Origin of the sequence: Clostridium sp. CF012, assembly GCF_018861755.1 — a bacterium.
Taxonomy (GTDB): domain Bacteria; phylum Bacillota; class Clostridia; order Clostridiales; family Clostridiaceae; genus Clostridium_AD.
The window spans coordinates 51,319-77,679 of the sequence record NZ_JAHLEF010000014.1 but is presented as its reverse complement, the minus strand read 5'-3'; the positions used below and the strand labels follow the sequence as shown (position 1 = coordinate 77,679).

Genomic DNA, 26,361 nt, shown 5'->3' with positions numbered 1-26,361 from the left:
TTACTGCCTATCATTGAGAATGTATCCATCAAAAAAATCATTTTCATTATCTTTATTAACTGAAATTACAGAGCTGTCATTAAATTTTGCTGACACTCCTTTTAAAGGACAGCTACTACCAATATGGTTACTATTTTCATATATATATATATCACTTCCGGTAAATAGTTTTATTAACATAATAATATTATCATTATGTTAATAAATTATCAAGTGGGCTCAGTTGCTGCCCACAAAGGTTATTGGGAATGGTATTGTTTACATATAAGATAAAAGGTGGAAAATTAAAAAACCAAGCAAACAAATAGGGATTTGTTTGCTTGAATTTTATTATTTAATACAGTGTTATTTTATTTTATTAGAGTTGATATATTTTTTTAAGTCATTTTTTATCATTAGGTAGTAACTTGGAACGGCGTACAATAATATACCCATTTTTAAAATCTCAGGAACATATCTACCAAACAATACTTCTAATCCATCACCGAAGTAATATGCGCCAAGTCCTACTAAGAATAGATTTAGCATATAAAATACTACGCCTATATTTAGATTAGAGATCCCCCTACATACTACATAGATAATTAGAGCGGCACACACTAAACCTAATACAGATGAGCCTGCCACAAGTAGTGCAGAACCATCTGAGCTAGTTAAAATAAACAATGTTACTTCTAACAATTCTCTAAAGAATGTTACAGCTGCTAAAATAAAGACTCCCTTTTGACTCAATGAAATAAATTGTTCATTTGCAGTAGTGTTAAAAGATTTATTTTTCCTTAAAAGTACTATACTGTATAATATTAATACAGCTAATACGAGTCCTAGCAAGCCATCAAATAATTCTCCAGCAGTACCGTTTAATAGTGCAACTTGTGAAAATATAACTGAACCAGTTATAGCTGCAATAAACGTACCTAAAGCCCCGCCTAATAAAGCGCTCTTAGTCATCCCATATAGCTTATTTTTGTTGAAATAAACCACTAGAGGAATAATAACTAAGAAAATCTCCATACCTTCTCTTAAGCATATTAAAAAAGGAGCAAACATCGTGAATCACCTCCTAATCGTTACATTGTAGACTTGTCTACAATGTATAATATGCAAAATTAACGTTATGAGACACCTAGTTGTATGCCTTTAATAATAAATTTTATAATTATGGTAATATATAAATTATTTCTATTAATTTAAACTTATAGAAAATAAATTAATAGTGATATAATCTAGGTAACTCATCAGTAAATAACAATTTATCCAGGAATGAAACATGGTCGATGAATTTGGAAGCGGTATTGAGGATTACATTATTAAAATCAAAAAAGCTGTAACTGTTAATGTAAACTCATACTCAGTTTGGTATAAAATATAAAAATTTAAAAGGATTGGTAGGAGGGTATTATGAAAAAAGTATTCGCACCTGGGTGTGCCTTGATGATTTACAAGCCAGAGCTAGGAAGGAAAGTGCTAGACTTTTTAAATAGTGATTTAGGCAAGATAGATGAATATCTAACTTGCTGTAGACATGAACCAAATTTAGACACGGGGACACAAATAATAAATACCTGCGCCGGTTGTGATAAACGTTATAGAGAACTCTATGAAGGAATAACAACAATTTCGCTTTGGGAGGTATTAGCCCAAAACAAAACATTTCCATTTCCTGATTATAAAGGAAAAGAAATGGCAATTTTGGATGCATGTCCTACAAGGCATGAGGAAAGAGTTCATAATGCAGTAAGAGTGTTATTGAAAAGAATGAATATTATTGCGGTAGAGCCAGAAAAAACAAGAACAAAGGGTACTTGCTGTGGAGATAGTTTTTATGGAGTTATCCCTGTGGAGCAAGTTAAGGAGCAAATGAAAAAACGTGCGGAAGAGATGCCAGCTTGTGATGTTGTTGTTTATTGCGTTTCTTGTTCTAAATCCATGTATATAGGAGGTAAAAAACCAAGATATTTAGTAGACCTTTTATTTGGAGAGGAAACAACCCCTGGTACTTTTGAACCAGATGAGTGGCATGGTGAGATTAACGATTTTATAAATGAACATTAATCATCATCTTCTATGATGTAATATTAAAGCTGAAGCCTCCACTTTCATGGGGGCTTCAGCTTTTGTTAAATTATATATTTCCAAATATACAGTATGTTACAATGTTACATACTTAATGTATAATATTAAAATACTGCTACCCAAACTAATGCTGCCATAACTCCACCAACTACTGGTGCCAATACTGGAATCCATGAATATGCCCAATCAGAGCCGCCTTTACCAGCTATTGGTAATAAAGCATGCATAATTCTTGGTCCGAGGTCTCTTGCTGGATTAATCGCATATCCAGTTGGTCCACCCAGTGAAAGTCCTAAAGCTAAAATAAGTCCTCCAACAACAAATGTTGGTATTCCATCAGCTGCTTTAACGTTGCCTATACCTAATATAACAAAAACCAATACAAAGGTTCCAATTACTTCTGTTATAAAGTTGGATGAATAATTTCTAATTGCTGGTCCAGTGCAGAATACAGCCAGTTTGCCTGCTTTATCATCTGTTGCCTTCCAGTGGTCTAAATATGCAAGCCATACTAGTGTAGCACCAGCCATTGCACCTAATATTTGCGCTATAACATAACCAGGTACTTCAGCCCAAGGGAATTTTCCAATTATCGCTAGTGCGAAGGTAAGTGCTGGGTTAAAGTGAGCCCCACTTATTGCCCCAAAAATGAAGGCTGGTACCATAACTGCCATTGCCCAACCAGAGGCAATTACCATCCACCCAGCGTTTTGGGCCTTACTCTTGTTTAATACAACGGCTGCAACTACTCCGTCGCCTAAAAGAATAAGTATCATAGTACCAAAAAATTCAGCTAATAATTTTGTTGACATCTCATTTCCCCCTTATTATTTCAGTATTTAGATTAAGGAATGTATTAAATCCTCTTCTTAATACATTCCTAATGGTAAATTTATTTTTCTTCCCAGTCCAATGATCTTCCAACAGCTTTATGCCAACCTTTTAAAAGTTCTACTCTCTTTTCTTCTCCCATTTTTGATTCAAAGGATCTGGAGAGTGCCCAATTTTTTGCAACTTCTTCTTGATCTTTCCAATATCCAACTGCAAGTCCTGCTAAGTATGCAGCACCTAAAGCTGTTGTTTCAATAACTTCTGGTCTGTCAACTTGAACATCTAATATATCTGATTGGAACTGCATTAAGAAGTTATTAGCACAGGCACCACCATCAACCTTTAAGGCTTTAAGTGTAATACCTGAATCTTCTTGCATAGCTTTTAATACATCATTTGTCTGATAAGCTAAGGACTCAAGAGCGGCTCTTATAAAGTGTTCTTTCGTAGTGCCGCGAGTTAAACCAACTATTGCTCCTCTTGCATATGGATCCCAATAAGGTGCGCCAAGTCCAACGAATGCTGGAACCATGTATACACCATTTGTATCTTCAACAGCGGTAGCATATTCTTCTGATTCGGGGGCAGTCTTTATCATTCTTAATTCATCTCTTAGCCATTGAATAGTTGCTCCTGCAACAAATACACTTCCTTCAAGAGCATAGTTAACTTTGCCATTAATACCATAAGCTATAGTTGTAAGCAAACCGTTGTGGGAATCAACTGCTTTTTCACCAGTGTTCATTAATAAGAAGCAACCAGTGCCATAAGTGTTTTTAGCTGTTCCTGCTTGATAACAGGTTTGTCCAAATAAGGCAGCTTGTTGATCACCGGCAGCTCCTGCTATTGCTATAGGAGAACCAAATATTGAATTATCAGTGTATCCATAAACACAACTTGAAGGTTTTACCTCTGCAAGCATTGATTTAGGTATATCTAAAGTGCTAAGTAGTTCATCGTCCCATGTAAGTTTATGAATGTTATACAGCATCGTTCTGGAAGCGTTTGTATAATCTGTTACATGAACCTCGCCTCTAGTTAATTTCCAAATTAACCATGTATCTATAGTACCAAATATTAAGTTTCCTTTTTCAGCTTCGTCTCTAGCGCCAGCAACATTATCAAGTATCCATTTTACTTTTGTTCCAGAAAAATAAGCATCGAGTATAAGGCCAGTTTTGTCTCTTACCACTTTATCAAAACCAGCAGCTTTTAATTCATCACAGGTACCAGCTGTTCTTCTGCACTGCCAAACTATTGCATTGTATACAGGGACACCAGTGTGTTTATTCCAAACCACTGTAGTTTCTCTTTGGTTTGTGATACCAATAGCTGCGATATCTTCTGCTGTTGCATTAATCATAGCCATTGCTTCTTGTGCTACACCTAATTGAGTAGCCCAAATTTCCATAGGATCATGCTCAACCCAACCTGCTTTAGGGAATATCTGCGTAAACTCTTTTTGTGCTACACTTGCAATTAGTCCTTCTTTGTTAAATAAAATGCATCTTGAACTTGTTGTCCCTTGGTCTAGTGCCATTACATACTTAGCCATAATCTTTTACACTCCTTCATAATTTTATTAGAAACCGTTTACTTGATGCTTATAGAAACACGGTACTATATTCATTAATACCGTGAATTTATCATAATTTAACTTGCCAAATGGGTGGAACTTGCCACTTGCCACGTGGGTGGCACTAAGCCTCTTCAATATCCTTAGTTGCTATAATATTTACTCCAGTGTTTAGTACGTTTTCCAGTACTACATCACCTATATGGATGGGAGCTTTTACTACGATATTTTTCAATGCTCCTACACAGTCATAAATCAAATTCTTTGGAATATCCTTCTCTGTCTTCACAGGAAGTATCCCACTTTTTCCGCCTGTTACCAAAACAGAGGATGTAACAACTCTTGTTGGATTTGTGCATTCCTTCTTGCCATAGGTTTCACCGATTTTACAGCTACTTCCTTTTACACTTATAACTTTATCGCCCTCAAGCTCTACTATAAGAGCGCAACCCACTGGACAGCCTATGCAAGTCAATTCTCTAGTACTCATAATATGCTACTCCTTTTCTACTTTTATAGTAATTTTCGTACATTCACTATATTTATCAAAAACTGCTTTAGTTAATTTAACACTTTCCATTTCACCTGGGGTAAGAATTTTCTTCTTTAAATGCATTTCCCTAGCATCATCAAAGTAAACAGATATATAAGCATTTTTATAGACCTCGCCCACTCTAAACCTAACATCTATTCCATTGCCGATATTTTCAGCGTTGATAGTTTGTGGTACCGTATATCTAACACCATCTGTTGCGAAAATTGGAATCGAAGCTCCCTCGTGGTGAATTCCATTTATATAATCTGCGGCATTTCTACCAGCAGTGTAGCTTTCAGTGGTTACATTGTCTACCAAATCATGAACATGAAGCACATTGCCACAGGTAAATATCCCAGAAATACTTGTCTGCATACTTTCATCAACCTCGGGTCCCCCAGTAACCCTAGAAAGCTTAACATTTGCTTTTCTAGAAAGTTCATTTTCTGGTAGAAGTCCAACGGATAAGAGTAATGTATCGCAAGGAATATATTCCTCAGTGCCTTTAATTGGCTTTCTGTTATTATCAACCTCGGCTATTGTAACGCCAGAAAGTCTATCTCCACCATGTATATTTGTTATAGTGTGGCTTAATTTTAGTGGAATATCAAAATCATCTAAGCATTGTACAATATTTCTCTTAAGTCCACTTGAATGGGGCATGAGTTCTATACAAGCCTTGACTTTTGCTCCCTCTAAGGTCATTCGCCTTGCCATAATAAGTCCGATATCTCCAGAACCGAGTATTACTACTTCTTTGCCGGGCATTAAACCTTCAACATTAACATATTTTTGAGCTGTTCCTGCTGTATAAATACCTGAACATCTTGCTCCTGGTATGTTTAAAGCTCCTCTTGGTCTTTCACGACAGCCCATTGCAAGTATTATTGCTTTTGCTTGAATCTCAAGAATACCATCAATTGTATTTACTGCTGTAACCTTTTTATTATCAAACACATCTAAAACCATGGTATCTAGCTTATACTCAATACCAAGATCAACAACCTTGTCAATAAATCGTTTTGAATATTCAGGGCCAGTTAATTCTTCTTTAAAGGTATGAAGACCGAAACCATTATGAATACATTGATTGAGAATACCACCTAATTGGTCATCTCTTTCTATAATTAAAATGCTATTTATGCCTTGCTCCTTTGCAGAAACCGCAGCTGCAAGTCCCGCTGGACCGCCACCAATTATGACTAAATCATATTCTTGCATATTTATTCCTCCAATTTATAGTAAGTCTTTATTCTTGCCAGTTAGTAAAATGGAATCTCCACCTGATTTTGTAACTTGGGCGCGAGGTATATTAAGTTCTTTTGAAAGAATGTCTACAACTCTTGTTGCGCAAAAACCTGATTGACATCTTCCCATTCCAGCTCTTGTACGCCTTTTAACTCCATCAAGTGTTTTTGCTCCAAGAGGTCTTCTTATAGAATCTATAATTTCACCTTCGGTTACAGTTTCACACCTGCAAATAATTTTTCCGTATTCAGGAATTTCTTTAATTATTTCTTTTCGTTCTTCATTTGACATTTCTCTGAATTTTCTTATACCTTGTCGTATAGGGTTGAATCCTAGATTTTTTTCAGGTGCTAATTTTTCTAATACTATATCAGCTACCATTACAGCAATGCTTGGAGCGCTAGTTAAACCTGGAGAATCAATTGATGCTACATTAATAAAGTTTTTAGCGTCCCGTGCTTCACCAATTATAAAATCATTTCCAATATTTTTTGCTCTGTTACCTGCAAATGAAGTTATTACCATATTCATTGGAAGTGGCTCTTGAATACTGAGTCCCGCATTCAATAAGATATCATCAATACCTTCCTTAGTTGTAGAGATATTGGCTTTACTTTCTACATCTACAGCATCAGGTCCAACAAGTAGATTGCCGTCCACAGTAGGTGTAACTAAAACACCTTTTCCAAGTTTAGTTGGAAGCTGAAAAATAGTTTTTGTAACTAAATCGCCTAAGGCTTTATCAAATAAAACGTATTCGCCTCGTTTTGGAAGTATTTTAAACTTATGATCGCTTACCATATTATTAATTTCATCTGAGAATAAACCAGCTGCATTTATAATTATTTTTGTTTCAATATCACCTTTATTAGTTTTTAAAACATAGCTATTTGATTTTTTTTCTATGCCAATTACTCCAGTTTCAAGTTGAAAATTTACACCATTGGTATAAGCATTTTCTGCCATTGCAATAGTCATTTCATATGGGCAAACTATTCCTCCGGTGGGAGCGTATAGTGCATAAGCGCAGTTCATAGCTATATTAGGTTCTATTTCACGAACTTGATCTCCGCTCATAATAACTAAACCAGGCACACCATTTTCTTCTCCTTGATGAAGTAACTTCTCGAGATCGCTCAGGTTTTCTTTGTCAAAACATAAAACCAATGATCCATTCCTCTTAAAAGGAAAATCTAATTCCTTCGCAAGGTTTGTATACATTGCATTACCTGGGGCGTTTAATTTTCCCTTCAGAGTATTTGGACCCGCATCATACCCGGCATGAACAATAGCGCTATTTGCCTTGGACGTTCCAGAACCCACATCACCAGATTTTTCAAGTACACAGGTTTTTAAATTATATTTAGATAGCTCTCTCGCTACTCCGCATCCCACAATACCAGCACCAATAATAGTTACATCAAACATGATATTACCTCCTAAACGCAAACAAAAAGAGAACCTTGAAAAATAGGTATAACATACCTATAGATCAAGGCTCTCTTCTCTCCGCCTCTACTTTATTAACTTAACGATAACATAATAATTAAACAATTGCAAGACCTAATAAAAAATAAAACCAAAATATGGATATATAAAGATAATCGGAGCAAATGTTTTATTTGAAGCCCTCGACCGCACTCTCGTGGCTTCAGCCATGAGTTAGGTCGACTTGCATATGTTAATTTACGTTAATAAGTGAAATTAATGAGTAATTATATGATGGAAGTGGCTATGGTTTTTTAATACAATAGCATATTATTTGGCGTGATAAATATAGATATAAAGTTGTAATTTCTAGTATAGAAATTATATTAATAGCAAAAAATAAAAGTAGAAAGGCAGGTGAATTTATCTATGGTAAAAGGATTTAAATATCGTATTTATCCAACAGTGGAACAAGAAACGCAATTAGCTAAGACCTTTGGTTGCGTTAGGTTTATATATAATCAAATGTTAGCTAAAAAAATAGAATTATATGAAACTGTAAAGAAGAGTTTATCGAAAACGGACTGTAACAATTACTGTAATAGGGAACTAAAAAAAGAATACCTTTGGCTTAAAGATGTAGATAAATTTGCTTTAACTAATTCTATTTATAATTTGGATAGTGCTTATCAGAAATTTTTTAAAGAACATACCGGTTTCCCTAAATTCAAATCAAAACATGATCATAATTATTCTTACACTACTAACTTTACAAATAACAATATCAAGGTTTTATTTCATAACGATTTAGTTCAATTACCTAAACTAGGTAAAATAAAAGCTAAATTACATAGAGAATTTAAAGGGAAAATACTATTTGCTACTGTTAGTAAAGTGCCAAGTGGTAAATATTTTGTTAGTTTCAATGTAGAAACTGAGAATTTTCAATTACCTATAAATAATAGAATGATAGGATTTGACTTAGGTCTCAAAGAATTTCTTATAGATACAAACAATAACCATATAGAAAGACCTAGATCGTTATATAAATACGAGGATAAGTTAATTAAATTACAAAGACAGCTATGCAAAATGGTGAGGCATAGCAATAATTATAAGAAACAAAGGGCGAAAATAGCTAAAATTCATGAGAAGATAGCAAATATTAGAAATGATTTTTCAAATAAACTGTCAGTGCAAATTATTAACGATAACCAAGTAATAATTTCAGAAGACTTAAAAGTTTCTAATATGATAAAAAATCATAATTTAGCTAAGAGTATTCAAGATGTAGCATGGTCAGAATTTACAAGACAACTAGAATATAAAGCAAATTGGTATGGGAGAATATATCATAAAATTAGTCCTTGGTTTGCCAGTTCTAAGATTTGCTCTGAGTGTGGAGCGCTAAATAAGAAGGTTAAGCTGCTATCAATAAGAGAGTGGACTTGTAAAGAATGCAAAAACATTCATGACAGGGATGAAAACGCATAAAAAAACATTCTAAAACAAGGAATAAAAGAATTGGGTTTAGAAATAGCAATTTAATATATTATAGAAATTTATATAGATAAGATGTAGGGTAGGAATTTATCCGAAGTATAACGCCCATGGAGTTAGTAGGTTACGAGGACAATGATGTGGGAAAGTCTATTAGTAATAGTAGAAGCCTGTCACTTCAGTGATGGGAGGTTCACATGTTCTGCTTGTAATGTAAGGATTCTTTTCATATACTTATATAAAAGTATAACAAATAAATTAACTTGAAAGAAAAATAGCACTATGATAAAATTAATTTTATTAATTATATTATGTAGACTAAAATAAATTTTTGGAGGATAAATCTTTGGCAAAACTAGAACAATTACTAATAGAAAACCCAGTTATTGGAGCCATAAGAAATGATGAGGATTTAGAAAAAGTAATTCATAGTGGTGTTCTTATTGTGTTTGTATTGTATGGGAGCATAATAAATCTAAAGGAAATATGTGAGAGGCTCAAAGCGGCAGGCAAGGTAGTATTTGTTCATGTGGATTTAATAGAAGGATTAAAAGGAGATTACACAGGATTACTTTTTATTAAGCAATGTGGTGAGCCCTATGGGATTATAACTACAAAGGCAACAAATATAAAAAATGGGAAAAAGTTAAATTTTTGTGTTATACAGAGAATATTTGTGGTGGATTCGCTATCCTTAAGAACAGGAATACATAATATACAATCTGTACTTCCAGATGCTGTAGAAGTTATGCCAGGGGTTGCAAGCAAGATTATAAAAAGTATGGAAAATGAGGTGCGAGTTCCAATTATAGCAGGAGGCTTAATTCAAACTAAGAAAGATATAATGGAATCACTCAGTGCAGGAGCCATGGCGATTTCAACAACAAAACAAGAATTATGGACACTATCTGAGGAGTAGCAAAAACTGTGAGTATAATTTCAATGTACTAATTTCTCTATTGAAAAATTACCATTAATCCGTGACTTTAGTCATGGGAGGTTCACTGGAACAATAATTTAAAGTATAATAACTTTGAATTCCTTGTTCCTTATTTTTTATCATTTTATGCACTCGTTTGCACAAAATAATAGCGAATATTAGCAAATAAGAAACAAGGTTGAGACTTGACGGACGTAGTAGACATTGATTACAACAATAGTGAACTTTGGGATTAGCAAATAGGAACCTTAAAATATTGGACAAACGATCATCCTAGAGAAAAAGAGCTTATTAAATGTAGGTAATCAGAAAGGCACGATGGGTCTAAATGTATCTGAGGGTGAATATACTAATCTTACGGATGGCATGGTGGTAATGGTTAATAAGGTTAAGGTTGAGCTTCAAAATTAAGCTGTAAACTTTGAATTTTAATAAAATATTTATGAGTCAATAGTTTTTGTTGGCTCCATTAATATTAGAAAGCAAAATAAAACAATTAATTGAGGGAATTTTCAAAAAAATGGTTTGACATATAAGAAAACTAATAGTAAAATAAGGCTAAGCAAACGGTTGCACAAATCACTAAAACTGTTTGTATAGTAAGCAATTATATGGTTAGTTAAAAAATCTTTATTTTATAATATTAAGGGGGAAAAAAATGAAAAAAATAAAAGTATTAATCGCTATGGCAATGATATCTACTTTAGTTGTAGGATCAATGGCAGGATGTACAAAAAAAGCAGCAGTTACACCAGATAAAACAACAGCTGTAGTAGAATCAACTAAACCAGTGAGTTTAGCAATATGGGAACAGGATGATCCGAATGCGCAGAAAATACTTGATGGATTAATCACTGAATTTCAAGCTGCAAACAAAAACATAACAATTAAAAGAACACATTTTGAAACTGAAGATTTAAGAAAAAATTATACAACAGCATCCCTTGGAACAACAGGACCGGATATAGTTCTTGGACCAAATGATAACCTTGGAGTATTTGTTCCTGGTAGTTTAGTACAACCTATTGATACTATTCTTGGGGCAGATTTCATGGCAACAATAGATCCACTAGCCTTAGATGCTGCTAAATATACAGGAAAACAATATATGCTTCCAGATAGAAATGGTAATGAACTTTTAGTTGCCTACAATAAAAAATTAGTTCCAACGCCTCCAAAAACTTTTGAAGAATTAGAAGCAATGGGATTACAACTTAAAAAAGACGGAAAAGTAGAATACGGTTTAGTTTTCAATACAATTGAACCATTTTTCTCAATTCCTTTCTTAGGAGCTTTTGATGGTAAAGTATTTGATGATGTTAACTCAGCAACGCCTAAACCAACACTAAATACACCAGCTGTTGCACAGTGGATGACTTTCATGAAAAAAATTCACACTGAAGGCTTAATCCCTAAAGAAGCAGACGGAACAGTAGCTGACAACCTTTTCAAAGGTGGAAAAGCTGCATTTGAAATCAATGGACCTTGGGGCTTTGGAGACTATACTAAAGCTGGAATCGACTTTGGTATAATGCCAATACCTACAATAAACGGTAAATCCCCAGCTCCTTATTCAGCTGTTAAAGGCTACACAGTATCAGCAGGAGTAACAGACAAAGATAAATTAGCAGCAGTTAAAGCTTTCCTTATATTTGTAAATTCAAAAGATGCACAATTAAAAATGGTTGACGCACATCAACAAACTCCGACTAATCTTGAGGCTATGAAAGATGCTAAGATTACAGGAAACCCATTAATAGCAGGACAAAAGGATCAATTAGCTTTAGCAACACCAATGCCAATTATTACACAAATGAGAGCTATATGGGATGCTATTAAACCAGTTCAACAAGACGTATTATCAGGAAAAACAAAGCCAGAAGCTGCAGGAGCAATTATGCAGAAGAAAGCTGAAGAGGGAATAAAAGCTTTAGGATTATAATTTTCATTTAAAAGGGGAGAAATCCCCTTTTTCTTCTAAGAAAGGAGCATTCACATGGATGGGACTGTCAAAAAAATAAAAAAGAAAAAAAGTAATAGTAGTTTTGGAATAGGACAAAGTAAAATGACCCCTTTCTTTTTTTTAGCACCAGCTGTTATAGTTTTAACATTTGTTGTAGCATATCCACTTATATATGAAATAATAATTTCGTTTAAGAATGTTACACTATTAAATTTGAAAAGTCAGAAATATCCTTTTATTGGATTCGATAATTACAAAAACGTACTTGCTGACAGTTTATTTTACTCTACTTTAATAAGAACAATATTATGGACTGCAATCAATGTATTTTTTCATGTTTCCATTGGATTATTTCTTGCAATAGTTTTAAATAGAAAATTACCTGGCAAAGCACTTATAAGAGTTTTACTAATTCTACCTTGGGCAGTACCACAGTATATTGCAGCAATGACCTGGAAGGGCATGTATAATGTGGAATACGGTTCTATTAATATTATCTTAACAAATCTATTTGGAAGCGCAGCAGCAATTCCATGGCTATCTATACCCAGCTGGACATTTATAGCTTGTATTATAACCAATATATGGCTTGGAATTCCTTTTATGATGATGATATCTCTTGGTGGACTTACGAGTATTCCAGAAGAGTTGTATGAAGCTGCAGATCTTGATGGAGCATCAGGCTTTCAAAAATTCAAAAGTATAACGTTACCACTTTTAAAGCCAATACTTACTCCTGCCATAATACTTGGAACAGTATGGACATTTAATATGGTTAACGTAATATACATAATTACAAGTGGTTCAGCTTCGGATGAGTCTCAAATTCTTATAACTATGGTATTTAAGAGAGCCTTCCAATATTTCAGGTATGGTCAATCAGCAGCGCTTTCAGTAATTATATTCCTAATTTTGCTTGCATTTAGTACAGTCTTTATTAGAGCTCAAAAATCAGAAGATTAGAGGTGATTTGTATGAAGAAAAGTGATAAATTTAATAGAGGCGATTCGCTTCCAAAAATAATACTAATATATGCATTTTTAATAGTTGCGTGCATATGCTCCATATATCCAATATTAAATATATTAACAGTATCCTTAAGACCAGCAGATGCATTGTTTACTAAATCTTTAAGTATAATTCCCCCTAATGCAACCTTTGATAATTTCAGACAAGCCTTTATACAATATGATATGTTAGGGTGGCTTTATCATAGTTTAATCGTATCCGCTTCCGCTTGTGCTTTTAGTGTAGTGCTTTCTGTTACAGCAGGATATGCATTTTCTAGGTTTGAATTTAGAGGTAAAAAAATGGGATTATCACTGATTTTAGTTACACAGATGTTTCCATTAGCTATGACACTGTTACCACTATATTTAATGATAATAAATTTGAAGATGACAAATAGTTATTTTGCATTGGCAATAATATATGTATCAACTTCAATCCCTTTTAACATTTGGATGATGAAGGGTTTTTATGATACTATTCCTAAGTCACTTGAAGAGAGTGCCTACGTAGATGGAGCTTCAGTATTTAGGTCTTTTTATCAGATAATATTACCACTAGCAAAACCTGCTGTTGCATTAACAGCGTTATTCTCATTCATGGGAGCCTGGTCTGAATATATAGTTGCCAGTGTAATCATTAATGAAGCGGGAAAAATAACACTGCCCGTTGGACTTGTAAGTATGCAAGGACAGTTTTCAACCGCATGGGGTATTTACTCTGCAGGGGCACTAATTACAGCGGTGCCTGTAATGATATTATTTATTGCCTTGTCTAAATACCTTGTTGGTGGTTTAACCGTAGGTAGTGTTAAAGGTTAGTTGATAAAATTGATTAAATCCTAAGGCAAATGGATTAATTCAATTAATTGAGAAATTTAACTTTAAAAAAAAAGCAATCTCTTTACCTGAAATAAATTTAAGGTAAAGAGATTGCTTTTTTTAAATGATTTAAAGTTGTTTGTCGCAATCTAGTGGTCCACATATATCGAACTCCGAATCGGATGGTTCTGGTACAAAATTTGCGTCTTTTTTTGCTTTTTCAAGTTTAGCTTTTTCTATTTTTGCTGATTCCTCTGGGCTTAATTTTTTAGATGATATTTCTTTATCTGGCATTGTTTATCCGCTCCTTTTTTTCAATATTATTTCTTTATTTATTTACACTATAACCCTAAATTAAAATTATTTCAATGATTATGAACGAATATTAATTGTTATATTGGATTAATTGTTTCATATTTCAAATTATCTTGAAAAATTAGAATTATTAAAGTTCACCAATAATTCTGTATTTTATCATAATTCTATCAAATAAAGATATAAAGTTAATATTAAGCTAGTAGGGCAGGCGATTATCGTGTCTGCCTATTTAGTTCTATATTAGAGTAATAAATTGCTTGATGGGATATTATTGCTTATTAATGTAAATATAAACAAAATAAATATGTATTAGTAGGAGGAATTTACAAATATATATAGAATATACATATTATATACTATATTACGTTATAGAGGGAGATTATCATATGGAATTGAGTAAACTAGAAAATCAGATAATAACTGATGTTTATGATGCTGATATGTCACCAGGGATGTCATTTGAAATTCAAAATTATAAGTTAGAAGAGAAAGACCCCAATGACAAGAAACATGAATTTGCTTTCTATTTAGGAAAGCTAAAAAAGTTAGGCTTTATTAAATATGAAGAAAAAGAAGCCTTCTTAAAAGGTGGAAGTCATAGCATCAAATATAATAATAATGTAAAGAGGGTTTGTGAGGATAAAATCCACATAGATTCTGAGGGAATAAAATTGGTAGAAGAGGCTAACAAAACCATATTATAAGGTAAAAAAAGAATTCCAATAATGGAGTTCTTTTTTATCAGTTTACCTGCCTTGTTATTTCACATCAGTAAATAGGGTAGTATAAAAATGACCATAATAACTTTGACTTGGATAATTCATATCAGTATAAAATATTAAACCCTCCGCAAGCAGCCACTCTTTCCCTTTGTCATATTTCCAAATGGATACATTTTCATTTTTATCACTACGGAAAAATATGATGTCTTTGTTATCTGTACATTTTGGCGAAAAATCAAAATAAGTTTTATTATTTGTAAGCTGTTTTATTTGTTTTGTAGTTGTATCAATACTAAAAATATGGTGATTACCATTTGAAAACCACTCTGATAAAGCTAGGATTCCCTGTTTTTGTTCTGGAGAGGAAGCATATAGAATGCTTTTTCCATCACTTGTGTAATAAGGTGTCATGGCTGCTTCATCCTTTGGGACTAAGGGCTGAAATTTGCCTGTTAATATATCTAAAACAACTAAATCTTTGTTACTATCCATCTCTCGGCCACCACCGTAGATTAATGCTAAATACCTGCTATTTTTAGGGTTTGGGGATATATTATCACTATAGCCTAGTGAAATTATATTTGGATTAGTATATTCTATTAAGTTATTATTTAATATATCGTAAACTGCCAAATCAACTCCGTCTGCTGCTAAGGAGCCTGAATGTGGATGTTTCCATATATAAAGATACTTATCATCCTTCGATATACCTGTTATTACAGGGTACATGCCTAAATCTCCACCTACATCCATTTTATTTGGAATGGATTTTACAATTATATTTTTACTCTTTGTGACTGGATTAAATAATAGTATACCGTAATCCTGTCTATAATCATAACCGTTCTTTTTATAGAATAGGTACTGCTCTGCATATATTTTTCCACTGCTGTCTAAGGTAATATTTTCATAATTAAATTCATTCTGAAAGTAGGGTTTACTGGTTTTATTTACAACATTATAAGCATATAAGCCCCCAGATTTAGGGGAGTATAACAGTGAATTTTTATCTTGCCATGCAAAAGATAACTGAGGAATATTAGCTGCTACTTTTATATGTTCAAGATTATCTGTTGTAATATATAAAACATTATCCTTAAGATATGAAACTTGGTTTTTATTAGGAGATATGAGAGGACGGGAAAAGATACCTCCACTATCTAATGTGATATTTTTATGGCTATTATTTAAGGAAACCAGTAGTAACTCATTTTTCCTCACTACCACAACATTCATTTTTTTAATGGGTATATTCTGTAGCGCAAATGCTTCTATGCTTTTTTCGCTTGCACTGACTTTTACTACAAAACCGTTTGTAATTATAATAGTAATTAGCAACAACAATGTAATTGTGAGCCGTTTCATTTTTGTTTTTAAACCTATCATGATCGCATGCCACCAACCTTTCTTTTTATAAATAGCATTCCCTGATTGGGTGGATTCATCATAAAAATTTAGAAAAATAAATTTGAATTTTTATATATTGCATAATCTTATTAATTTTTAAAATCTAAATTAAGTTATATATAATACAAACAGGTTTATTATTTATAGGATCATTAATTACAAGAGCTTCTATATTCATATTTTAGGAGCATATTCCCTTTTCATTTTAATCTGTTTATGCTATATTACTTGTATAAATAAATATTCTAAATATTGCAATTAGTTATAGACTTGTAAGCATAATTTTATCATTTATTCTCCGAGTCATATTTCCTAAGGGATGCTATGGAATTATGACCGTTAGGGTTGAATTGAAGACGATTTAGCCTTCCATTTGAAAAGGTGGATGATAAATTGTCATTCTCTTTTATATTATAAAATATGAAAGGGGTTTTTTTATGCGAAAATCAAGAGACTGAATGCAAGTCGCAGGAGTTGCGGATTTTGTTATTTTTTTTAGATAAGGGAAGGATTATTGAACAAGGAGAAAAAAATAAGGTTCTTAATTTTCCTGAGCATAAATTGTTAAAACAGATTTAAAAAAGGGGCGATGAATATGATAAAAACTGCAATATTAACTATGAGTGATAAAGGTTCAAGAGGAGAAAGAATAGATGGAACAGGTCCTGCACTTAGAAGTGAATTAGAAGGTAAGGGATTTATTATAAGCTACTATAAAATGATTCCTGATGAGAAAAAGGAAATAGAAAGTGAACTTATTTATTTATGTGATGAACTTAAGGTGGATTTAATTTTAACTAACGGAGGAACAGGATTTTCACAAAGAGACGTTACTCCAGAAGCAACTCAAAATGTAATTGAGAAATATGTACCTGGTATTGGAGAAGCTATGAGAATGAAATCCCTTGCCATCACACCAAAGGCTATGCTTTCAAGAAGTATTGCAGGAATTCGTGGAAAAACCTTAATTATTAATCTTCCCGGTAGCCCAAAGGCTGCAGTAGAGAATCTCGGATTTATACTACCTGCAATTCCACATGGGATTGAAATACTCACAGGAGAGGCAGGTGAATGCGCTACTTTGTAGCGAGCGCTGCAGCTAAGACCCTATGAAATAGGTGTTCTTGCAAGTATCGGAATTTCCGAGATTTCAGTTTATAAAAGACCTAGGGTTATTCGTCTTTTTATAATAGTTAACTTGATAAACTCGGCGGTTATGATTATAGTGAAATAGGGGGAATAATTGAAATTTAGGAGAGGGTTTTATGAGAGATAGTCAGGGAAGAAACATCAATTATTTAAGAGTATCAGTAACTGACAGATGTAATTTAAGATGTGTATATTGTATGCCAGAAGAGGGCGTTAAAAGTTTAGGACATGAGGATATTTTACGTTTTGAAGATACACTAAAAATTATAAAGGCAGCCACTACACTTGGCATTAATAAAATAAGATTTACTGGTGGAGAACCACTGGTTATGAAAGATATAGACAAACTAATATATGAAACTTCTAAACTACCAGGAATAGATGACATTTCCATAACTACAAATGGTATTCTACTTTCTGATATGGCAGTGGATTTAAAGAAGGCCGGGCTTAATAGGGTTAATATTAGCCTTGATACTTTGAATAGTGAAAAGTTTAAAAGTATAACAAGAGTAGGAAGTTTAGATAAAGTAATGGAAGGCATATATAAGTGTTTATCTGTTGATTTAAAACCTGTAAAAATAAATACAGTATTAATGAGAGGCATCAATGATATAGAGTTTCAGGATTTTTTAAACTTAACCCTCGAGTTACCAATAGAAATAAGGTTTATCGAACTTATGCCCATAGGTGAAGGTATTAAATTATATGAACAGAGAAAATTGACCATTATGGAGATGCTTAAGCTTCATCCTGAGTTAATCCAAATAGAAACCCCTAAAAGTAGTACTGCGGAGTTGTACAAGCTACCTGGGGCAATAGGAAAGATTGGGTTCATCAGCCCTGTAAGTTGTAAATTTTGCTCGGATTGTAATAAAATAAGGCTTACGTCTACAGGAACAATTAAACCTTGTCTTCATTCAGAGGAAGAAATAAACCTTAGAAAATATCTAAATAATGAAGAGATGCTTACAGCTGCACTCAAATCCGCAATTTTAAATAAACCACTTGAGCATCATCTTGAGGAGGGAAATGTTAGTAGAAGTATTAAGGTGATGTCTCAAATAGGCGGTTAATAAACTTAAAAAGGAGATAGAAAATGGAACTTACCCACATAAACGACCAAGGAAGAGCTAAAATGGTGGATGTATCTGAAAAGTGTGATACTACAAGAGAAGCAATAGCTATTGGGTCAATATCAATGAAAAGGGAAACCCTTGAAAGAATAAGGGATGGCTCTATTTCAAAAGGAGATGTACTAGCTGTAGCGCAGGTCGGCGGAATTATGGGTGCTAAAAGTACTTCGCAAATAATACCGATGTGTCACGCAATAATGATATCAGGATGCGATATTAGTTTTAAAATTGACTTTGAAAATAATAAAATTGAAATAACTGCTACCACAAAGACAGTAGGAAAGACAGGTATTGAAATGGAAGCACTAACTGCGGTATCTGTTGCAGCACTAACTATTTATGATATGTGCAAGGCAATTGATAGGGGAATGGTTATAAATAATATTATGCTCCTACGAAAAAGTGGGGGAAAATCAGGAATATTCGAAAGGGCGGGATTGTAATGGCAAAGGTTACTGCTATAAATATAAGTGAGAAGAAAGGTGTAATAAAACATCCTATAGAAAGTGGATACTTTAAAATTGACCACGGCATTGTTGGAGATGCTCATGCTGGGAATTGGCATAGACAGGTGAGTTTTCTTGGGGAAGAGAGCATTGATAAAATGAGAGCCACAGGAGTAGAAGGTTTATGTTCAGGAAAGTTTGCTGAAAATCTTACTACTGAGGGAATAGTTTTGTACGAGCTTCCTGTGGGAACTAAACTTAAAATTGGAGATGTAGTATTAGAGGTAACGCAAATAGGAAAGGAATGTCATAAGGGTTGTGAAATTATGAAACTAGTTGGCGACTGCATAATGCCAAGAGAAGGTATATTTGCAAAGGTCCTTACAGAAGGCTATATCAAAGCCGGTGATGAGATTGTAGTGGAGGGTAATAGCTAAATGGAGCTTATAGAAAGAAAGATAATAAAGGAATCAGTTTGATTTAACTGATTCCTTTATGTTTTAATTATTTATAGAAGTAATCATTAATTTAGAATCACTGCCAGCAGTTGTTTGTTCATTAATCCAAATATTATATAAACCTTCACCGAACATTATTCCTTGCCAATTCACAAACATATACTTTGTATATGCATTACTAATTGCTTTCTTAAAATTAGGATTGAGAATTTGGGAATAATTCACGATAAAATCATCTTTGTTTTGTATTTTGGTGACTTTACCATTAACCATAACATTAATAGGATATTTTATTTCCTGCGCTAACCCCTCCTTATCACCATTAATTACCAGCGTTTGAATTTTGCTAACAAAATTTTCTACATCTTTATCACTTTTAGTAGCTAAAGCAGTCATATATCTCTTTCCATATTCAACTCCGGGAATATTACTTTTAAGTGACATTGTAAATGGATAACTATTTTTGCTATCTGCACTTATCCACGTTCCTTCAATTTTATCAACAGTACTCATTGTACCTTTAAATACACCTGTATTTTTACCTACATCATCATATTCATATAGTATAATATTTTTTTCTCCTGATTTTCCTTGGAGTTTGATTTCTTTTCTCTGTTTGTCATAAAAATAAGAGCCAACCATATTTTTTTCTAATGGATAAATGCTCATATGAATTGGGAGTTTATTATTTATTGTGCCCTGATAATCATAATATCCCTTTTCAAACGGACTTTTAGTAGTATCTATATTTTCCAGTGATTTGGTAATTATATCACTATTAACGACTGTATCAATTTTAGTTGTCTTTTCTGATTGAGATTGTTGATTAGTATTTATTGCGGTATCATTAACCGTAGGTTTAGCTATATTATTAACATCCTTCTTTGCACTTGAACACCCTGTTAAGATGACCATTAAAGCAATGATAATACTTACTGTTTTATTCATTTTAAATTCATCCCCTTATTTTTGGTTGATTCACAGGAGTTATTATATTCAACAAGTTAACCAATAGGTTATTATTCACTTATGTATATTATAATGCTTTTACATAAGGGGTTCAACAGGAATTACATTTTTTAGTATATAGTTACTTGTTTATATGTTATACTATAAAAGGTAACTTATTATATGGAGAGATGTCCGAGTGGCCGAAGGTACCTGCCTCGAAAACAGGCGAACGCTTTATCGCGTTCCGGGGGTTCAAATCCCCCTTTCTCCGCCAAAATCAAAGGCTCTAGCGATTATGCTAGAGCCTTTTTAGTAGGGATTTTCAATGAAAATCGGGCTTGTGGCGCCCGTTTGACGACAAAATAGGAAAGACTAAACGAAAGTGGATGATAATAGTATTTTTAATGTTATTAAAAATGATTAACTTTAATGTTAAAAGATTAGATATTTAGAATATCACTCAATGAACCGTATCATAAGTAAATGAGGTTTTTACTAAAATTGGTAGTGAGTTATAAATCACTGATGTCATTTAAAATTATGCTACATAACATTGGTTTGGAGTGACTCGAGGTGAACCGTACCACAAATAAAGAAGGTTTATTAATAGGGGGATGATGCGGTTCGAATCCACCAGTAAAACTCGACTAAATAATTTTAGTTGAGGTTTTTCTTATGCGTTGATTTTCTGTCGGCGAGTTATCAGGGAGTGACCATACTTTAAATGATGCAAATATTTTATAGCAGAATACTGAGCGTTATATAAAATTAAGAAGGTTATAGACAGTGTAGAGCTACCCTTATACAAACTTAGAATTACTCATATAAGCCAACTAAATATTTTATATAAGTCTTTAAAATTATGTACATTTATTACATATATATGTATAATATATATATATTTAGTCAATAACAAAGATAATTTGGGTATATAAGTCTAATCTTGGGGGAGTATATGAGCAAGTATAGTACATTAGTAAATATTCTTGATGAATTAAGAAATGAGGCGCCAAAAGGTTACAAAAGGTATTATCCATCAGTAAATGAAAAGGAGAAACTAGATGCAGCCCGATCAAGAGCATTTGTACATTTATTTTTAAAGGTTTACTATGGATTGAGTGACTTTTTTAGTAGAGAAGATTATATTACAGATGATCCAGCCGATGGTGGGATAGATGCCTATTACATAGATAGTGAACGAAAATTAATAACTTTTGTCCAATCTAAATTTAGGACAAATGAAGTTAATTTTGAGAATAAAAGGATTGATCTAGATGAAATATTAAAAATGGATGTAGATAGAATAACAGATGGATATAATACCGACGAAGATGGCAATACATATAATGATAAGATAATTAACATGATGAAAAGAATAAGCGGAATACCTGATGTTGGAAGGTATAGGTATGAAGTAATTATATTAGCAAATTTAAAAAGTTATAAAGATTCGGTATTGAAAAGATTAACTGGTGGATTTAGTGCAACGGTTTTTGACTATGATAAATGTTATACCTCACTATTATTTCCAATAGTAACAGGATGCTACTTTAATGCTGATGAGATTAATATTGCCTTATCTTTAATAAATAAAGAGAGTAACGAGGGGAGAATTAGTTACTCTGTACAAACCGAGTTTAGTGACTGCAAAATCATGGTTGTATTTGTACCTCTAATTGAAATTGCCAAGATTGTATATAAATATAAAAATTCTATACTAAAATTTAACCCTCGTTGCTATTTGGGACTAAATAACAATGATGTTAATCCTAAAATAGAAAACACAATTAGAAATAAAAAAACTAATGAATTTGCGTTATTTAATAATGGAATTACAATATTATCTGATAATACTGAATTGAATTCTAAAATAGCCTTAAAGGATTCAGCACAATTAATTATTACAAATCCTCAAATAATTAATGGAGGACAAACAGCATACACTTTGGCGACTGTTTATGAAAAATGCTTAAAAGATAAAAATGAATATATTTTTGATAATAAGGAAGTACTTGTTAAAGTAATAACATTTTTTGAAGCAGAAGGTAATGCAGAAGGTAATCAACAGAAAAAACTATCATTAATAGAGGAGTTGTCTAGAGCAACTAATGAACAATCTGCTGTAAGAGAATCTGATAGACGCTCAAATGATAAAGCACAAATTAATTATCAAGCTAAAATATTTAATGAATTTGGATATTTTTATAATCGTAAAAGAGGAGAATTTCATGATGGATTAAGTAAAAAGTATATTGAAAAAGATAAGATAATTGACCATTCTGTATTTATTAGAGTTGCGGTAAGTGCAAAAGGCGATGTTGCAAGGGCAAGAAGAAACAGTGAAGAATTTCTATTTAGAGAGAGTAACTTTAAAGAAGTATTTGTTGATTCGGAGATATACAAAAAATATATGTTTGGATACTTTTGTCATCAATATTTAGTTGAGTTAGAAAAAATATTCGATAAGACGCAAAATAATAAATATGGTGTAAACACTTATGGAAATGCCTTAAGATATGGCAAGTATGCGATTGTTAATGTAGTTACAAGATTTTTTGATGAGAGCTTTGAAATATCAATATACAAAGATCTAGCTAAAAATATTACTGATAAAGTCCTTAACCAATGGTTAGGTTTTGAAAAAGCTGTAAGTGAAAAAAGCTATAACAATGATTATTTTTATTCTTATATGGATGATAATAAAAAAAATATATTTTACAATTTTGATGGTTATTATAAAGGTCGAAATATAGATAATGACATAAAGGGTTATAAATTTAATATAGAAAGTAATGATGAAGAAGTAGCTGCAACATTGGATGAATAAAATAATGTGAAAAAAATAATTTATATATACTATTAATAAAGGCATGAGAATTAATTCTCATGCCTTTATTAATTTTTAAAAGTATAAGTCAAACTAATGTTCTAATTAATTTAGGCCACTAGGTGAGAACTTCTCTGCCAAACAATACTTCATCTACGAACCCCATATGAAGCATGTCTACTATTCTGCATAAGTAAGATTTACCTTTTGTCTACCAGGTAAACTTAGCATCTACAAAATAGAAATGTTTTATTAATCTCGGCATATTGGAATTAGCATTTAATATATTCTCAACACTATTTATTTCATAACCATCTAGTGGTAATGGCATAAGGAAATGAAATAAATATAAGAGTAATTAAGTATTATTATTTTAACAAATATATACCATAAAAAAGAACTACCTGTCTATGGAGATTATAGATAGGTGGTTTTTATATTTTTACGGGAGGTAATGTTAATGATTGAATTAGTATATTTGAAAGAAATGGACAAGCTAAAAGCTATGCCACAAGAGGGACAAGAAACCATCCAAGGTATATTGCGGATATTAGATACAGAATACGGAGCAGATAGAAAGCAATATGAAGACAATGGAGGGTACATTATAATTGTAGAGAGGCAGGAGGATTTCGAAAAAATAAAGAAAAACACATACTTTGATTGTGATAATGTTATTGCCGAATATGTGGATAAAATAGTATGTAGCAATGGGCAAGTGTTAACTAATTCCTTAATAATGTGTAATAGTGATTATACAATATCAATAATAATACCAATGGAATTAACACCACAAAATTTAATAATTTATATGATAGATTAAAAGCCTTAATTGCCGATATAACAAAAGCCTATGTATGTCTCCTATAGATGTGGCAGTAGATTGAAAAAAAGAAATTGTGATGATAAGGAGATACGTAGAGAATACATTGAGGAATTTGTACTATCAGAATTAGAGCGGAACATATTAAATGATTAAGCTATTTCGGTATTTGTTAATAAGATTAATAAACATATACAATAATAATCAAAGAATAATCAAAGAATAATCAAAGAATAATCAAAGAATGAAAAGTCATCAACAGAAATAATAGCTAAAGAGCTTGATGGCATTGATAAGCAGATTAGTAATATAGTAACCCCAATTACACAAGGATTTGCCTATGATGAATTTAAGACAAAGATGGTAGACTTAAAGGAGAAGAAAACTAAATTAGAAGTTACTTTAATTGGGAAGGAGCATACAAGTTAAGCTCCTAAGATAACAGAAGAGCAGGTTAAGAATTTGTTTTCAATGTTCAGAGGGTAATAATACTGTATAATAAAGATTGTAATATCTATAAAAGTTAGGGTGAGTGAATATATAAAAAAACAGGATATGAAATACAGGTAAGGAGACAATAGTACCTTTATTTGCATATGGTGAGGTTAGAAGGGTTTTAAGTGAATTATTCCAATAGGTTATTTTAATGAAGATAATAGGAGGGGTATATTATGAATTCAAATACATTTGTTTGTCTATTGTCGCAGGAAAAACAGGATAAAATTAAAGAGTTGGTTACCTCATATGCAATTAAAGAGGGATACGGTGCTGATGAAATAGAAAAAATGATAGTAAGTGTTATGGAAAACAGATTATGGAATATAGAAGATATTATTGATATAAAGCAATTCCTAATATAAAAAGTATCTTAATAATTAACATAAAATAGCAGGGACAAAATCCTTACTATCTCTTCCACGCATCTTTTAGCTTATATTTTATTTCCTCAGTTATATCATACCCCAATGGGGGCTGACCCCTAGTATGCCTTGCTTGATATGCTGTTTCTTTCATACCTTTCATTACTTAGATTGTTAGGTTAGCTGAATAATATTGTCCATTCCTTCAATTACTGATTCAAGAATTATTGATTCTGGACTTCCATTTAAAATTTCCACTAGAGCAGGTAAAAGCCTTGTTTTCAATGTTCAGAGGCGTTGTAACAGAGAGGAATATACCAGAGTGTAAGAAGTTCATTCAGAATTATGTTGATAAAGTAATTATATTTAAAGACCACGTTGAAGTAATATTCAACGTGGTCTTTACTATTTTAAAGGAGTATGAAGCATAGAAGATTAAGTTATCTGCAAATAAGACTACACTTCTTAATAAGCATAGAAATATTGTGGAGACATTAAAGCTGCTATAAAATTCAAGGTGATTATAGTGGCTTTAATTGTGCTAAATTTTGGGATGGGTGAAAGTGCAAATACATGATTGAAATAATCATGAAAATTTTATAGAAATGATTAGAAAAGGCATTGACATAGCTCGATAAAAGTTATATGATTGAAACAATCAATAATACAATATAAAAATGATTAAAAAAATTAAAAGGAGATGACGTTTATGAACGACAAACAGTATAAAGCTATAAAACTATTAGCAAAGGCTAATTACATGGAAAGTATTAGTGAAGAGTTTAGTACCATCAAAGACAGATTATTGGGCGTATTAGATACTTACATGTATGATACTAATGAGAAAAAACGTGATGCATCCTCATTTATGAAAACTGTAATTGACGAAGGTTGCTTTATAAATGTAGTTAGCTTACACAATCAGTTAATGCATTCGCTTAAGGAAAATAATAAAAAAGAATATGAGGCAATATATAATAGCGATTATAGCAAAAGTGTTAATAGGGCACGTTCTAGAGCTGCACATAACTTTGAAAATCAGCCTAATTTTGAACTAACATATAACTGCAATTATTTAACCGAGGTAAAAGAACCTATTTCAAGAACTTTGGAAAATGCATTATCATATGATGATATTACCCAAACAACTATATATGAAAAACACTTTTATGATATAAGAAAAGAGTATTCAGCACAAAATATACAGCAAAGTTACGCGCGAACTGGATATCCAAATCAATATTGGATTACTCAACAGCCAATTGTACCACAACAACCAATGATTCCAATACAAACTGTTAATGAGCAATATTTTATAAAGCAACCAAATTACTAGTA

Annotated in this window: 27 protein-coding genes, 1 tRNA gene and 1 riboswitch; of the genes, 18 read left to right on the top strand and 10 right to left on the bottom strand. The window is 32.3% G+C overall.

What is annotated here, in order from left to right:
- Entirely contained in the window at positions 1-180 is a 180-nt protein-coding gene (locus tag KPL50_RS14090; RefSeq protein WP_216299164.1) for a hypothetical protein, read from the bottom strand.
- Positions 181-345: 165 nt separating this feature from the next.
- Complete coding sequence (locus tag KPL50_RS14085; RefSeq protein ID WP_216299163.1) at positions 346-1,050, bottom strand: FTR1 family protein; 705 nt, start codon at positions 1,048-1,050, stop codon at positions 346-348.
- Between the two features lie 351 nt (positions 1,051-1,401).
- Between KPL50_RS14085 and KPL50_RS14080 the strand changes: the two genes are divergently transcribed.
- Positions 1,402-2,055: a (Fe-S)-binding protein gene (locus KPL50_RS14080; RefSeq protein ID WP_216299162.1), complete on the top strand. Its 654-nt coding sequence runs from the start codon at positions 1,402-1,404 to the stop codon at positions 2,053-2,055.
- Positions 2,056-2,180: 125 nt separating this feature from the next.
- Here KPL50_RS14080 and KPL50_RS14075 read toward each other — a convergent pair whose 3' ends face one another.
- The 5 genes from KPL50_RS14075 to KPL50_RS14055 all read right to left on the bottom strand — a co-directional run bounded on the left by KPL50_RS14075 (position 2,181) and on the right by KPL50_RS14055 (position 7,694).
- On the bottom strand, positions 2,181-2,888 hold the full coding sequence (locus KPL50_RS14075) for an MIP/aquaporin family protein (protein ID WP_216299161.1): 708 nt from the start codon (positions 2,886-2,888) through the stop codon (positions 2,181-2,183).
- 80 nt (positions 2,889-2,968) lie between these two features.
- Entirely contained in the window at positions 2,969-4,462 is a 1,494-nt protein-coding gene (gene glpK, locus KPL50_RS14070; RefSeq protein WP_216299160.1) for a glycerol kinase GlpK, read from the bottom strand.
- A gap of 145 nt (positions 4,463-4,607) precedes the next feature.
- The gene (locus KPL50_RS14065; RefSeq protein WP_216299159.1) at positions 4,608-4,973 is read right to left on the bottom strand and encodes a DUF1667 domain-containing protein; all 366 of its coding nucleotides are present in this window, start codon (positions 4,971-4,973) and stop codon (positions 4,608-4,610) included.
- Positions 4,974-4,979: 6 nt separating this feature from the next.
- Entirely contained in the window at positions 4,980-6,239 is a 1,260-nt protein-coding gene (locus tag KPL50_RS14060; protein WP_216299158.1) for an NAD(P)/FAD-dependent oxidoreductase, read from the bottom strand.
- Between the two features lie 15 nt (positions 6,240-6,254).
- Entirely contained in the window at positions 6,255-7,694 is a 1,440-nt protein-coding gene (locus KPL50_RS14055) for an NAD(P)/FAD-dependent oxidoreductase (RefSeq protein ID WP_216299157.1), read from the bottom strand.
- 429 nt (positions 7,695-8,123) lie between these two features.
- Here KPL50_RS14055 and tnpB point away from each other — a divergent pair, with 429 nt between their 5' ends.
- The 5 genes from tnpB to KPL50_RS14030 all read left to right on the top strand — a co-directional run bounded on the left by tnpB (position 8,124) and on the right by KPL50_RS14030 (position 13,926).
- The gene (gene tnpB / locus KPL50_RS14050; RefSeq protein ID WP_216299156.1) at positions 8,124-9,188 is read left to right on the top strand and encodes an IS200/IS605 family element RNA-guided endonuclease TnpB; all 1,065 of its coding nucleotides are present in this window, start codon (positions 8,124-8,126) and stop codon (positions 9,186-9,188) included.
- A gap of 352 nt (positions 9,189-9,540) precedes the next feature.
- A complete protein-coding gene (locus KPL50_RS14045) occupies positions 9,541-10,113 on the top strand; it encodes a glycerol-3-phosphate responsive antiterminator (RefSeq protein WP_216299155.1) in 573 nt (190 codons plus the stop codon).
- A 679-nt stretch (positions 10,114-10,792) separates the two neighbouring features.
- Positions 10,793-12,076 carry an extracellular solute-binding protein gene (locus tag KPL50_RS14040; protein WP_216299154.1) on the top strand — a complete coding sequence of 428 codons (1,284 nt, stop codon included), beginning with the start codon at positions 10,793-10,795 and terminating at the stop codon, positions 12,074-12,076.
- A gap of 54 nt (positions 12,077-12,130) precedes the next feature.
- Positions 12,131-13,060 carry a carbohydrate ABC transporter permease gene (locus KPL50_RS14035; RefSeq protein WP_216299153.1) on the top strand — a complete coding sequence of 310 codons (930 nt, stop codon included), beginning with the start codon at positions 12,131-12,133 and terminating at the stop codon, positions 13,058-13,060.
- A gap of 11 nt (positions 13,061-13,071) precedes the next feature.
- The gene (locus tag KPL50_RS14030; protein ID WP_216299152.1) at positions 13,072-13,926 is read left to right on the top strand and encodes a sugar ABC transporter permease; all 855 of its coding nucleotides are present in this window, start codon (positions 13,072-13,074) and stop codon (positions 13,924-13,926) included.
- A 129-nt stretch (positions 13,927-14,055) separates the two neighbouring features.
- Here KPL50_RS14030 and KPL50_RS14025 read toward each other — a convergent pair whose 3' ends face one another.
- Complete coding sequence (locus KPL50_RS14025; protein ID WP_216299151.1) at positions 14,056-14,220, bottom strand: hypothetical protein; 165 nt, start codon at positions 14,218-14,220, stop codon at positions 14,056-14,058.
- Between the two features lie 410 nt (positions 14,221-14,630).
- On the opposite strand from KPL50_RS14025, the gene KPL50_RS14020 reads away from it, so the two are divergent.
- A complete protein-coding gene (locus tag KPL50_RS14020) occupies positions 14,631-14,948 on the top strand; it encodes a hypothetical protein (RefSeq protein ID WP_216299150.1) in 318 nt (105 codons plus the stop codon).
- A gap of 54 nt (positions 14,949-15,002) precedes the next feature.
- On the opposite strand, the gene KPL50_RS14015 is transcribed toward KPL50_RS14020, so the two are convergent.
- Positions 15,003-16,352 carry a hypothetical protein gene (locus KPL50_RS14015; protein ID WP_216299149.1) on the bottom strand — a complete coding sequence of 450 codons (1,350 nt, stop codon included), beginning with the start codon at positions 16,350-16,352 and terminating at the stop codon, positions 15,003-15,005.
- A 305-nt stretch (positions 16,353-16,657) separates the two neighbouring features.
- Positions 16,658-16,773: riboswitch (molybdenum cofactor riboswitch) on the top strand.
- Positions 16,774-16,968: 195 nt separating this feature from the next.
- Between KPL50_RS14015 and KPL50_RS14010 the strand changes: the two genes are divergently transcribed.
- The 4 genes from KPL50_RS14010 (at position 16,969) to KPL50_RS13995 (ending at position 19,541) form a co-directional block, all read left to right on the top strand.
- Complete coding sequence (locus KPL50_RS14010) at positions 16,969-17,460, top strand: molybdenum cofactor biosynthesis protein B (RefSeq protein WP_216299148.1); 492 nt, start codon at positions 16,969-16,971, stop codon at positions 17,458-17,460.
- A gap of 178 nt (positions 17,461-17,638) precedes the next feature.
- Positions 17,639-18,598, top strand: coding sequence for a GTP 3',8-cyclase MoaA (gene moaA, locus KPL50_RS14005; RefSeq protein ID WP_216299147.1), 960 nt, complete (start codon positions 17,639-17,641; stop codon positions 18,596-18,598).
- Positions 18,599-18,621: 23 nt separating this feature from the next.
- Positions 18,622-19,101 carry a cyclic pyranopterin monophosphate synthase MoaC gene (gene moaC / locus KPL50_RS14000; RefSeq protein ID WP_216299146.1) on the top strand — a complete coding sequence of 160 codons (480 nt, stop codon included), beginning with the start codon at positions 18,622-18,624 and terminating at the stop codon, positions 19,099-19,101.
- A complete protein-coding gene (locus tag KPL50_RS13995; RefSeq protein ID WP_216299145.1) occupies positions 19,101-19,541 on the top strand; it encodes an MOSC domain-containing protein in 441 nt (146 codons plus the stop codon). The genes moaC and KPL50_RS13995 overlap by 1 nt, the downstream gene beginning before the upstream one ends.
- A 63-nt stretch (positions 19,542-19,604) precedes the next feature.
- Here the strand turns inward: KPL50_RS13995 and KPL50_RS13990 are convergent, their stop codons facing one another.
- On the bottom strand, positions 19,605-20,510 hold the full coding sequence (locus tag KPL50_RS13990) for a hypothetical protein (RefSeq protein ID WP_216299144.1): 906 nt from the start codon (positions 20,508-20,510) through the stop codon (positions 19,605-19,607).
- Positions 20,511-20,695: 185 nt separating this feature from the next.
- Here KPL50_RS13990 and KPL50_RS13985 point away from each other — a divergent pair.
- The 7 genes from KPL50_RS13985 (at position 20,696) to KPL50_RS13960 (ending at position 26,359) form a co-directional block, all read left to right on the top strand.
- Positions 20,696-20,787: transfer RNA gene (locus tag KPL50_RS13985), tRNA-Ser, on the top strand.
- A gap of 681 nt (positions 20,788-21,468) precedes the next feature.
- Entirely contained in the window at positions 21,469-23,340 is a 1,872-nt protein-coding gene (locus KPL50_RS13980) for an AIPR family protein (RefSeq protein WP_216299143.1), read from the top strand.
- A gap of 460 nt (positions 23,341-23,800) precedes the next feature.
- Positions 23,801-24,163, top strand: a complete 363-nt coding sequence (locus KPL50_RS13975; RefSeq protein WP_216299142.1) for a hypothetical protein — start codon at positions 23,801-23,803, stop codon at positions 24,161-24,163.
- Positions 24,164-24,193: 30 nt separating this feature from the next.
- Positions 24,194-24,319 carry a recombinase zinc beta ribbon domain-containing protein gene (locus KPL50_RS27925; RefSeq protein ID WP_375372924.1) on the top strand — a complete coding sequence of 42 codons (126 nt, stop codon included), beginning with the start codon at positions 24,194-24,196 and terminating at the stop codon, positions 24,317-24,319.
- 515 nt (positions 24,320-24,834) lie between these two features.
- Positions 24,835-25,023 (top strand): hypothetical protein, encoded by a 189-nt coding sequence (locus KPL50_RS13970; RefSeq protein ID WP_216299141.1) that lies wholly within the window; start codon positions 24,835-24,837, stop codon positions 25,021-25,023.
- 284 nt (positions 25,024-25,307) lie between these two features.
- Positions 25,308-25,454, top strand: a complete 147-nt coding sequence (locus tag KPL50_RS13965; protein WP_216299140.1) for a hypothetical protein — start codon at positions 25,308-25,310, stop codon at positions 25,452-25,454.
- 278 nt (positions 25,455-25,732) lie between these two features.
- Positions 25,733-26,359: a hypothetical protein gene (locus tag KPL50_RS13960; protein ID WP_216299139.1), complete on the top strand. Its 627-nt coding sequence runs from the start codon at positions 25,733-25,735 to the stop codon at positions 26,357-26,359.
- The last annotated feature ends 2 nt before the right edge of the window (positions 26,360-26,361 follow it).